This is a genomic window from Staphylococcus hyicus (assembly GCF_000816085.1).
In the GTDB taxonomy this organism is placed as follows: Bacteria; Bacillota; Bacilli; order Staphylococcales; family Staphylococcaceae; genus Staphylococcus; species Staphylococcus hyicus.
Map to the genome: position 1 here is coordinate 375,089 of NZ_CP008747.1, position 12,069 is coordinate 387,157.

Annotated in this window: 10 protein-coding genes; 8 read left to right on the top strand and 2 right to left on the bottom strand. The window is 36.0% G+C overall.

Translation table 11 applies throughout. The annotated features are described in order from the left end of the window. Nucleotides 1-101 precede the first annotated feature (101 nt). The 3 genes from SHYC_RS01555 to SHYC_RS01565 all read left to right on the top strand — a co-directional run bounded on the left by SHYC_RS01555 (nucleotide 102) and on the right by SHYC_RS01565 (nucleotide 3,790). Nucleotides 102-1,541, top strand: coding sequence for an alkaline phosphatase (locus tag SHYC_RS01555; RefSeq protein WP_039643888.1), 1,440 nt, complete (start codon nucleotides 102-104; stop codon nucleotides 1,539-1,541). Nucleotides 1,542-1,814: 273 nt separating this feature from the next. After that, on the top strand, nucleotides 1,815-3,251 hold the full coding sequence (locus tag SHYC_RS01560; RefSeq protein ID WP_039643890.1) for an alkaline phosphatase: 1,437 nt from the start codon (nucleotides 1,815-1,817) through the stop codon (nucleotides 3,249-3,251). Nucleotides 3,252-3,346: 95 nt separating this feature from the next. Further along, nucleotides 3,347-3,790, top strand: a complete 444-nt coding sequence (locus SHYC_RS01565) for a GNAT family N-acetyltransferase (RefSeq protein WP_039643892.1) — start codon at nucleotides 3,347-3,349, stop codon at nucleotides 3,788-3,790. A 45-nt stretch (nucleotides 3,791-3,835) separates the two neighbouring features. Here SHYC_RS01565 and budA read toward each other — a convergent pair whose 3' ends face one another. Continuing rightward, a complete protein-coding gene (budA, locus tag SHYC_RS01570) occupies nucleotides 3,836-4,543 on the bottom strand; it encodes an acetolactate decarboxylase (protein WP_039643894.1) in 708 nt (235 codons plus the stop codon). A gap of 346 nt (nucleotides 4,544-4,889) precedes the next feature. Here budA and SHYC_RS01575 point away from each other — a divergent pair, with 346 nt between their 5' ends. The 3 genes from SHYC_RS01575 to SHYC_RS01585 all read left to right on the top strand — a co-directional run bounded on the left by SHYC_RS01575 (nucleotide 4,890) and on the right by SHYC_RS01585 (nucleotide 7,797). After that, complete coding sequence (locus SHYC_RS01575; protein WP_039643896.1) at nucleotides 4,890-5,138, top strand: GNAT family N-acetyltransferase; 249 nt, start codon at nucleotides 4,890-4,892, stop codon at nucleotides 5,136-5,138. A gap of 185 nt (nucleotides 5,139-5,323) precedes the next feature. Continuing rightward, nucleotides 5,324-5,563 (top strand): hypothetical protein, encoded by a 240-nt coding sequence (locus SHYC_RS01580; protein ID WP_039643899.1) that lies wholly within the window; start codon nucleotides 5,324-5,326, stop codon nucleotides 5,561-5,563. 617 nt (nucleotides 5,564-6,180) lie between these two features. Next, a complete protein-coding gene (locus SHYC_RS01585) occupies nucleotides 6,181-7,797 on the top strand; it encodes a BCCT family transporter (protein WP_257214162.1) in 1,617 nt (538 codons plus the stop codon). A 210-nt stretch (nucleotides 7,798-8,007) separates the two neighbouring features. Here SHYC_RS01585 and cudC read toward each other — a convergent pair whose 3' ends face one another. Further along, nucleotides 8,008-8,568 (bottom strand): choline uptake/conversion transcriptional regulator CudC, encoded by a 561-nt coding sequence (cudC, locus tag SHYC_RS01590; protein ID WP_039643903.1) that lies wholly within the window; start codon nucleotides 8,566-8,568, stop codon nucleotides 8,008-8,010. A 282-nt stretch (nucleotides 8,569-8,850) separates the two neighbouring features. Between cudC and betB the strand changes: the two genes are divergently transcribed. Beyond that, nucleotides 8,851-10,350 carry a betaine-aldehyde dehydrogenase gene (gene betB / locus SHYC_RS01595; protein ID WP_039643905.1) on the top strand — a complete coding sequence of 500 codons (1,500 nt, stop codon included), beginning with the start codon at nucleotides 8,851-8,853 and terminating at the stop codon, nucleotides 10,348-10,350. 21 nt (nucleotides 10,351-10,371) lie between these two features. After that, on the top strand, nucleotides 10,372-12,066 hold the full coding sequence (betA, locus tag SHYC_RS01600; protein WP_039643906.1) for a choline dehydrogenase: 1,695 nt from the start codon (nucleotides 10,372-10,374) through the stop codon (nucleotides 12,064-12,066). The last annotated feature ends 3 nt before the right edge of the window (nucleotides 12,067-12,069 follow it).

The window sequence follows — 12,069 nt, forward strand, 5'->3', positions numbered from 1 at the left end:
TGATTCTCTTTACTTAAATTTATAGTGTATTAAACGCGCGCTTTAAAGAATACCTATACAATACGTTTGAAAGTAATAATATATAGAGGGGTAAGATACATATGAAAATGTTTAGTAAATTAACAAAAATATCGCTTGCAAGTTCATTAATTGCATCAGCAGTACTAGGCACCTCACAAATAACATATGCCAAGGCAAAAGATAATCATCGTAAAAGTCAAGAACAGGTGGCGATGTATGGGAATACGAAAAATCCTAAAAATGTTATTTTTATGGTTGGAGATGGCATGGGACCATCATACAATACGGCGTATCGCTATTTTAAAGATAACCCTAATACAAAAGCGCTGGAAAAAACAGCATTCGATCAATATTTAGTTGGCACACAACGTACGAATCCAGATGACCCAAAAGAAAATATTACAGATTCAGCGGCTGCAGCAACGGCGTTTAGTTCGGGTCATAAAACATATAATGGTGCGATTGGTGTCACACCGGATAAAAAATCAGTAGAAACTGTACTTGAACGTGCAAAATCTCAAGGAAAATCAACCGGCTTAGTTTCGACAGCAGAAATCACGGATGCAACACCAGCGGCATATGCTGCACACATTGACAGTCGAGATAAAAAGAATGATATTGCCAAACAATTTTACAACGATCGTATCAATGGTCAACATAAAGTAGATGTATTACTTGGTGGCGGTGCTAAGTATTTTGGTAAGGAAAATGGGGATATAGATAAAAAGTTTAAAAAAGATGGCTATGATGTTGTTAAAAACAAACAACAATTAGCTCAATCAAAAAAAGACCAAGTTCTTGGACTTTTTGCTGATAAAAACATGCCTTTACAAATCGATGCACCTAAACAAAACCCATTACTTTCAGAAATGCAAGAAACAGCATTAAACAAATTATCTAAAAACAAAAAAGGTTTTTTCTTAATGGTAGAGGGCGCTTCGATTGATAAACAAGGTCATGCGAATGACATTACAGGTGTGATGTCTGAAATGTCAGGCTTTGAAACAGCTTTTGAAAATGCAATGAAATATGCAAAGCAACACAAAGATACGCTAGTGGTCGCAACAGCTGACCATTCGACAGGTGGATTAACGATTGGCAAAGGCAAAGATTACAAATGGGACGCTAAAGCTGTTCAAAGTATGAAACACTCTGGTAAATGGATGGCAGAAGAAATCGCAAGTGGTAAAGATGTCGCAAAAACAATCCAAACCGGCTATGGTTTTGAAGTGCCAAAAGCACAAATGAATGCGATTCAAAAAGAGGCATATACTATAAAAGGGTTAGATGAGAAAAAAGATAAAGTCAAATATGAAGCGCAACTTCAAAAACTTCAAGATGCGGTTCAAAAGCCAATCAATGATCAATCACATACAGGCTGGACAACTTATGGACATACTGGCGAAGATGTAAACACATATGCATATGGTCCAGGGTCAGAGCTATGGCATGGCAACATCGATAATACTGAAAATGCAGCACATATCTTTGATTTCTTTGGCAACAATGTTAAGAACTAATTGTTTTTGAATAAAAGTAAATACATCTCATCATCTGTATAGTTGAGACGTTTAGATTATGCATTTCATGTATGATTTAAACGTCTTTTTTATTTGGTGTGTGCCTAAAAGTCGGTGTTTTTGCGTAATAATAAATAAAATAAATATAAAACAATTATTAAGATAAAGTGGTTTGGCATTTACTTTATTTTAATGAAAACCTAACTATAACTTTAAAATCGCACTCTACAATGGCTATGAATTAAATTTTGATGTAGAGGAGTTAAATACATAATGAAATATAGAAAACAGATATCAAAAGTGACATTAGTGAGTACCCTTGTGGCATCATATTTATTAGCGACAACACCAATGGTGAGTGCAAATGAAAATAATACAACCCATAAACAACAATCAAAAAAAGAAAAAGCATCTGTATATGGCAATACTAAAAATCCTAAAAATATCATCTTTATGGTTGGTGATGGTCTAGGGCCAAGTTATAATTCAGCGTATCGTCATTTTGCAGACAATCCTAATACGAAAGAAGTGGAAAGAACAACATTTGATGATTATCTAGTAGGTGCCCATCAAACACACCCTGATGATCCAAAAGAAAATATAACTGATTCTGCTGCAGGTGGTACAGCATTTAGTACAGGAGTCAAAACGTATAATGGCGCCATAGGTGTAGATACACAAAAAAATGATTTAGAAACAGTCCTCGAACGTGCTAAAACGAAAGGGAAATCTACAGGTCTTGTATCAACAGCAGAAATTACTGATGCGACGCCAGCAGCATTTGCTGCGAATGTAGATAATCGTGATAAAAAGAATGAAATCGCTCAGCAATTTTATGATCAACGGATCAATGGTCACCATAAAGTTGACGTATTGTTAGGTGGCGGATCTAAATATTTTGGGAAAGACAACGGTAATTTAGATCAAAAATTTAAAAAAGATGGATATGATGTTGTCACAGATAAACAGCAATTAGCGACTTCTAAAAAAGACAAGGTTCTTGGTTTATTTGCAGAAAAGAATATGCCGTTACAAATTGATGCGCCAGAGAAAAATCCATTACTTGTCGATATGCAAAAAGCGGCATTAAATAAACTGTCTAAAAATGACAAAGGTTTCTTCCTTATGGTAGAAGGGGCATCTATTGACAAACAGGGTCATGCAAACGACGTGACAGGTGTGATGTCAGAAATGCAGAGCTATGAAAAAGCATTTAAACATGCCATTCAATATGCGAATGAACATCCAGACACATTAGTGGTATCAACAGCAGATCATTCTACGGGTGGCTTATCAATGGGAAAAGATGGAGAATATAACTGGAAGCCAGAACCCATTCGTCAAATGAAACATTCAGGACGTTGGATGGTAGAACAAATTGAAGCAGGTAAAAGTGTAGAAGAAGCCATTAATACAGGATATGGCTTTGAAGTGAGCAAAGAAGACATGAAGAAAATGAAAAAAGAATCTAAAAAGTTAAGTAAAATCAATAAAGACAAAGATAAAGAAAAATATGAAACACAACTCCAAGCACTTCATGAAGCGCTCCAAAAACCAATTGACGACAAATCATTAACAGGTTGGACGACCACAGGCCATACAGGTGAAGATGTTGATATTTATGCGCACGGACCAGGCGCTGAACATTTCCGAGGAAATATCGATAATACAGATAACGCCAAGAAAATGTTCGAAATGATTGGAAATTAATAAAGCAGATTAAACAATGCCCCGCTTTATGGGGGCATTGTTTTTATAAACTTTGATAAAATAAATATATAAAACAAACTTAAGTAGGGGATAATATGGTTTTTGTTCGATTAATTGAAAGAAGGGATTTTAAAGATTTAAATGTCATTCAAAAGTTATATAAAGATTTAGGCTATGAAATGTCAATTACGGATATAAAAGAGCAATTAACAAAAATTTATCAACATCAAGATTATTATATGTTGCTATTAATAAAGGATGAAAAAATAATTGGATTTAGTGGCATGTGTAAAATGATGTTTTATGAAAAAAGAGGTTATTACATGCGCATATTGGCATTTGTAGTAGACCATAATTATAGACAATTAGGTTACGGAACGTATTTGATTAATAAATCTGAAAGTCTGGCTAAGAGTTTAGATTGTAATGTAATTGCACTGAATAGTGGCATTAAATTAGAGAGAAATAATGCGTATCACTTCTATCACCGAAATAATTATATTAAAAAATCTTATGGTTATTTTAAAACGTTAAAATAATAGATTTACCTCCATACAATATTATTGATATGGAGGTCTTAAAGTTTACTCCGCTTCTTTAATATCTTCTAATATGTTTTCAAAGTCTATATCTTTCTCTAAAAAAGAAGATGCTGTAGGAAGGATTTGGTGAAATTGTGTACAATTTTGGATTTCAACTCGTACATTTATCGTTTCAAAGTCTAGAACATGAACTAAAAATGTCTGATCTTGTGATAAAAAATGCGCGTGAAAACCACCTGAACCTACACCATGGTAATAGTCTGGTGTATAAAATGCGATAATCGTACCTACTACTTGATTGCATTGGTATTCAGGTTGTTGGCGTGCGGATTCAACTAACTTTCTATACGGTGGATCTTGCTTTGGCATGACACGCCCATGCATGTGTTTAAAACGACCACTGATTTTAACAACTGAAAATAAATTTTCACTTCGCATCATTTGACGAATTTTCTCATACAGCGTTTTTTCATTATCATACTGACACTCAAATGAAGTGTCTGCATAAAATTGAACCACATTAGCATAGGGGAGGCGGGCATCATCCGCTAAAATGCGTACTTTTTCATCTGTAGCACTAATGTGATACGCGATACCATCTTGTATCATCACTTCTCCATCGCCGCCTTCTAACGTCCCAATCCCATAATTGCCATAGCGTAACATCTCACCGATAGAAGTTGTTCCCTCAAGTGAACCTGTCATAATTACACCTAATGTACCGTGTTGATAAATCGTATGTGAAAGCATACAAAGACACCCCTTCAAAGTTTCATATATTTTATTATACCTCTATTTAAATTCCTATTTTTAAACAACTTGTGTCATTTCAACATTTTATGAGATCATTTATAATAAAATTAATGTTTTGAAAAAGGGGATGTATGTCAATGAAAAAACAAATTCCAGTTGTGGGTGCAATCTAAATTGGTCCTAATTACGTTTTTATTTTAGTAAGTAAAACTATGATATATTTACTATAATCCAAATAAATAAGGTGAAGCGGATGGTTAAGATTAGACGTAAAGTACTCAAAGATATTCCAGAAATCGTGAAAATCCATTATGTATCATATATACATACGTAGAAAGGGATTTTGCCAGAAGCACATCTAGAGGGTCAAACAGAAGCAGGTTATCTCAAGAAACATCAAATGTTTAATACAGATTGCCTTATAGCAGAAGTGGACCATCAAATTGTAGGTTTTATTATGTACGGCCCTTCAAAAGATGACGATTTAAAAGATACATTTGAAATTTATACGATTTATCTTTTACAGAAATATCAACATAAAGGCATTGGAACAGAGTTAATGAATCATGCTGAAGATGATATGAAATCATAGGTTAACAATTGTTCACTTTGGGTTGTTGATATGAATTTTGATACCATTCAATTTTATGAAAAACACGGTTATCAATTTGATGGCGCAGAAATAGAAGATGAAGGGCATCGCTAACAACGTATGGTCAAAAAGTAAGTAATTATCCATATGGCTTTGCTTAACCTTCTATAAAAATGAGGTGACACATGAAAAAAATATTTTTAACTTATGAGTGGGTGGCTGTGATTCTAGGAACGATTGTTTTAGTTATTTTGTGTTTAAATATGGCACATATCATTCGTTTAGAGTTATCGTTAAAGCTTACTTTTCAAGCATTTATCATTTTAACAATAGGTCTCATTTCTATACGAACACGAAAATGGCTCGGTATGTTAACATTAATTTTGGGTACTGTGCTATTAATTGTGGCAATACTAAATGTTTAACAAAAACGTACATGTTCATCTCTAGTGATGTGCATGTACGTTTTTATATTTCAATGATAGTGATAATGGACATACAAAATTACATAGTTTAATGCCGTATTTAAATATAAGAAGTTGATTAAAATACTTTTGAAAAAGCCTAGTTTGAAAACATTGGATAAAGCGAGTGCCATTTTGAAAAAAGTTTATCTTTACGCATAGGATAGCCATCATTTTCAAAATAAAAAAATTTTTAAAACATACGGTGTTTGGTTGGGACATTTTATTAATTTTGAAATCACTTGAGTAATTAAAATTGTCCAAATATAGACATGCATCGCAAATAAATAAATATTCATATAATACGCATAAATATTCGTTATATAATTTGTTAAGTAAATTCTTAACGTTCTTTATGTAGCTAATTAAGGCGTTTTGACAATATTTTTTTAAAAAGAAAGTTATATATATTCATTAAGTTGTCACAAAATGTTTGTATGAAATTTGCATTAAAATGAATTATTAGATACCCTTAGGCATGTATTAAGACGAAACACATCGAAAGATTTTCAGCAAGAAAAGCAATGTAAATGATTGAATACATAAAGGGGGAGCTTCTATTGCTTCGAAATCGGAAAATGATTGATTGGGTCGTTTTTATAGGAACAGCATTAGCGCTTTTACTTACTGTCATTCCTATGATGGTCTTTCCTGAACAAAGTCGATCTGTCGTCATGGCAATGAATGATTTTGTAACGTCTAAACTTGGGGCATTATATTTAGTCCTTGGTTTAACTATTTTTGGGTTTGTATTATATATCGCTTTTGGTAAATATGGATCTGTCACACTTGGACGTGCAAGCGATAAACCTGAATTTAGTGATTTCGCATGGGCGTCTATGCTCTTTTGTGCAGGTATAGGTTCGGATATTTTATATTGGGGCGTCATTGAATGGGCTTATTATTTCCAAGGTCCACCATTTGGTGCAAAACCTATGAGTGAAGAGGCACTTGGGTATGCGACAATGTACGGCATGTTCCATTGGGGACCTATCGCATGGTCGATCTACGTGTTGCCAGCGTTACCAATTGGATATCTCGTATTTGTTAAAAAACAACCTATTTTTAAAATTAGCCAAGCATGTCGACCCATTTTAAAGGGGCAAACGGACAAGTTTTTAGGTAAACTTGTAGATATTTTATTTATTTTTGGACTTATAGGGGGTACCGCTACTTCATTCGCATTAGGTGTACCTATGATTACGGCAGGTTTAGAGAAATTGTTTGGCATCGATGGTCACAGTATGATTATTAAAAGTATTGTGTTGTTATGTATTACTGCTGTGTTTGCCTATAGTTCTTATCAAGGTTTGAAAAAAGGAATTCAACTATTAAGTGACTTAAACGTATGGTTATCGTTTGTATTACTTGCCTTTGTTTTCATTGCAGGGCCTACGATTTTTATTATGGAAACAACGGTAACGGGCTTTGGAAATATGATGAAAAATTTCTTCCAAATGGCAACGTGGCTTGAACCGTTTGGGGGAATTGGCGGTAGAAAAGAGACGAATTTCCCACAAACATGGACAATATTCTACTGGGCATGGTGGATTGTCTATGCGCCATTTATTGGGTTATTTATCGCGCGTATTTCTAAAGGGCGTACGTTGAAAGAAGTGATTTTAGGAACAATTGCATACGGTACATTTGGATGTGTATTATTCTTTGGTATTTTCGGAAATTATGCGGCATATCTTCAAATTTCTGGAAAATTCAATGTCGTTAAATTTTTAAATGCACATGGGACTGAAGCGACAATTATTGAAGTCATTAGCCAATTGCCATTTTCAACAGTGGTCGTTGTATTGTTTATTATGTCGGCTTTCCTATTTTTAGTGACGACGTTTGACTCAGCATCATACATTGTGGCAGCAGCGACGCAAATGAAAGTCGACGGGGAACCATTTAAATGGAACCGTTTATTCTGGGCGTTTGCGCTATGTTTACTTCCATTTTCACTTATGTTAGTTGGCGGTGAAAAAGCGCTAGAAATTTTACAAACGGCATCGATAGTCGCTGGTGTACCACTCATTGTTATTTTCGTCATCATCATGGTTTCTTTTATCATGATTTTATCTAATGATCGTATCGCGTTGCAATCGCGTGCAGAACGATTTAAAAAGATTGAGCGACGTTCATTACGGATTGTCCAAGTCGCTGAAAAAAAAGATGACGAAAACGATGATAATTTGTAAATAAGAAAAGAGATGACCCTCTTCAATAAAGACAAACCTTACTCCATTGAAGTAGGGTTTGTCTTTTATTATTTGAAAGATTTTATAAATAAATGAGTGTCATACTATAAAAAATTGAAACTGTAATCTCGTAAAACATGCGTAATAAAAAACTGCCCACAAAGCTGAAAGTTCTGTAGGCAGTTTAAGGTTTTGCGATAGCATTTTTAATTATTTTTCTGTTTCTTGTGGGTCCGGAATCGGATAATGCTCAAAAATTTCGCCTGTTTTTATCGCATTACTAATGTTTTCAAGCCAGTGGTAATAGACGCGTGAATGTGCCATATGTGCCTTTATCTCTTCCGCCTCTTCTCTCGTAGTGTCATCAACATCTTCGGCTGCTAAGATGTGGTCGATAATGCTTTCTGCTTCTTTTACTGCTGCGAAATTGACTGTGTATTCACGTTGCCACTTTTTCGTAAAGAAATTACTGAAAAAGTCGAAAAAGTCTTTTTCCGCTTCAAAATGTTGTTTGCGGCTTCCGCGTGTAAATCGTTGTTTTACGACATCTAACTCTTGTAGTTTTTTTACCCCAGCGCTCATACTTGGCTTACTCATTTGGAGTTCTTGGCGCATTTCATCCAGTGTCATGCTGTCTTTAAAAAGCATGATGCCATATAAATTGCCCACACTACGGTTAATGCCATACAAATCCATCGTTTCTGCAATGGAATTAATCACTATGTCTTTCGCTGTTTCAAGTTGTGTTTCATAAGATTTTGGTTTTTTCATGACAGCACACCTCCAATTTGCACGTAATATTTTAACATGATTCATGTGCATTATACCCATAAAATTAAAGAAATTAGAAATATTTATTACTTTTTTAACAAAAGGACATATAAAAATAGGCATCTGTTTATTCGTGAAAATGTGCGGTATTTAATGACTTATCCTTTAAATCATACGGGTAAGTCATAGTATGAACGTTGACAAGGTAAGGCGGTAATGTTAAAGTTTACTTTGTGAAATTCGTTAAATAAAAACTTAACAAACTTAACGGAGGGTCGATTGATGGAATTTGTGAAACAGTTACAACGTCGTCAATTTATTGATGGTGAATGGGTTGAAAGCAGTAACAAAGCAACGCGTAGCATAATCAATCCTTATAATCAGGAAGTCATTATAGAGGTAGCAGAAGGGACCACTAAAGACGTTGAACGTGCCATTTTAGCAGCTCGTCGCGCGTTTGATGAAGGGGTTTACGCGGATGAAACAGGTGACGTTAAAGGGCAAAAAGTACGTGCCATTGCAGATAAAATTAAAGAACATCGTGAAGAACTGGCACAATTGGAAACATTAGATACAGGTAAAACTTTAGAAGAATCTCGTGCTGATATGGACGACATTCATAACGTTTTTATGTATTTTGCAGGTTTAGCGGATAAAGTAGGTGGCGAAATTATTAACTCTCCAATTCCGAATACGGACAGTAAGATCGTCAAAGAACCTGTCGGTGTTGTGACACAGATTACACCTTGGAATTATCCATTACTTCAAGCGTCATGGAAAATTGCGCCAGCACTCGCAACAGGATGTTCGATTGTCATGAAGCCAAGTGAAATCACACCGCTAACGACAATTCGTGTATTTGAACTTATGGAAGAAGTTGGCTTTCCTAAAGGGGTCGTGAACCTTGTCCTTGGAGCAGGTTCAGAAATAGGTGACATCATGTCCACACATAAAGACATTGATCTTGTTTCATTCACAGGCGGCATTCAAACAGGAAAACGTATTATGAAACAAGCAGCAGATCACGTAACAAACATTGCGCTTGAACTTGGGGGAAAAAATCCAAATGTCATTTTCGATGATGCGGATTTTGATTTAGCGGTAGACCAAGCATTAAATGGTGGGTTGTTCCATGCGGGTCAAGTATGTTCAGCAGGATCTCGCATAATCGTGCATAACAATATTAAAGCGGATTTTGAAAAAGCACTCATTGAACGTATTAAAAACATTAAAATGGGCAATGGTTTTGATGAATCAACAGAACTTGGACCATTAATTTCAGCTGCGCATCGTGACAAAGTAGAAAGTTATATGGCTATAGCGAAAGAAGAAGGGGCGACTATTGCTATAGGGGGACACCGTCCAGAACGCGAAGACTTGAAAAATGGTTTCTTCTTTGAACCAACAGTGATTACAGATTGCGATACATCAATGCGTATCGTTCAAGAAGAAGTTTTTGGACCTGTTGTCACGATTGAAGGCTTCGACACTGAAGAAGAAGCGGTTCGTCTCGCAAATGATTCTATCTATGGTTTAGCGGGCGGCGTATTCACAAAGGATATCGGTAAAGCAAACCGTGTCGCCAAAAAAATGCGTATGGGAACGGTTTGGATTAATGATTTCCATCCTTACTTTGCGCAAGCACCTTGGGGTGGCTATAAACAATCAGGTATAGGCCGTGAACTAGGTCATGAAGGTTTAGAAGAATATTTAGAAACGAAACATATTTTAATGAATACGAATCCAGAACCAATTGGATGGTTTGGTCAAAATAACGAATAAATCAAAGGAGGCAATTCACGCATGAGTAAAGCATACGACAAAATGTATGATTATATTATTATCGGAGGCGGAAGTGCAGGGTCTGTTTTAGGAGCACGTTTAAGTGAAGATAAAGACAAAAAGGTCCTTGTATTAGAAGCAGGACGTAGTGATTACCCTTGGGATTTACTCATTCAAATGCCAGCTGCATTAATGTATCCATCAGGTAATCGTTTATACGACTGGAAATATGAAACGGCTGAAGAACCACATATGGGTGGCCGAAAAGTGTTCCATACACGTGGTAAAGTCCTTGGCGGATCAAGTTCTATCAATGGCATGATTTACCAACGTGGGAACCCATTGGATTATGAAAAATGGGGTAAACCAGAAGGCATGGGCACATGGGATTATGCACATTGTTTACCATACTTCAAACGTTTAGAGACAGCTTTTGGCGCCGAGAAAGATGATCCAATCCGTGGGTTAAACGGCCTGATTAAATTGCGTCGTGGCCCTGCTGACAACCCATTGTTCGAATCGTTCTTTAATGCGGCTGTAGATGCAGGGTACCATAAAACAAAAGACGTGAATGGTTATCGTCAAGAAGGGTTTGGTCCTTTTGATAGTCAAATTCATAATGGTCGTCGTGTATCTGCATCACGTGCGTATTTGCGTCCAGCGATGAAGCGTTCAAACTTAACTGTAAAAACACGCGCGTTTGTGGAAAAATTACATTTTGATGGTAATCGCGTGACAGGTGTGACATTTAAACGTAATGGCAAATTGCACAAGGTGTTAGCACAAGAAGTCATCTTATCAGGTGGTGCAATTAATACACCTCAATTATTACAATTATCTGGTATTGGTGATTCTGAACACTTACGTTCTGTCGGTATTGAGCCACGTATTCATTTACCAGGTGTGGGTGAAAACTTTGAAGACCATTTAGAAGTATACGTACAGCATAAATGTAAAGAACCAGTATCTATGCAACCAAGCTTAAATAAATTAAAAATGCCTTTTATCGGTATTGAATGGTTAACGCGACGTACCGGTGCTGCGGCAAGTAATCACTTTGAAGGTGGCGGTTTTGTACGCTCAAACGACAAGGTGAAATATCCAAACTTAATGTTCCACTTCTTACCATTAGCTGTTCGTTATGATGGTCAAAAAGCACCAACTGCACATGGTTATCAAGTTCATGTTGGTCCAATGTATTCTAATTCACGCGGTTATTTAAAAGTTAAATCAACGAACCCTTATGAAAAACCAGAGTTTGTCTTCAACTATTTATCTACACCAGAAGATAGACAAGAGTGGGTTGAAGCGATTCGCGTCGCACGTAATATTTTAAAACAACCATCGATGGATAAATATAATGGTGGCGAAATTTCACCAGGCCCTTCTGTTCAAACTGACGAAGAGATTTTAGATTGGGTGCGTCGTGATGCTGAAACAGCGTTACATCCATCTTGTAGTGCGAAAATGGGACCAGCCTCAGATCCAATGGCAGTCGTGGATCCTTTAACAATGAAAGTACATGGCATGGAAAACTTACGCGTTGTGGATGCGTCAGTAATGCCTACGACGACAAATGGTAATATCCATGCGCCGGTTTTAATGTTGGCAGAAAAAGCTGCCGATATTATTAAAGGGGTAAAACCGTTAGAGCCTGAATATGTTGATTATTATATTCATGGTAAGTCAGACCCTACAGCTGGGGCAATTGAATAAAGA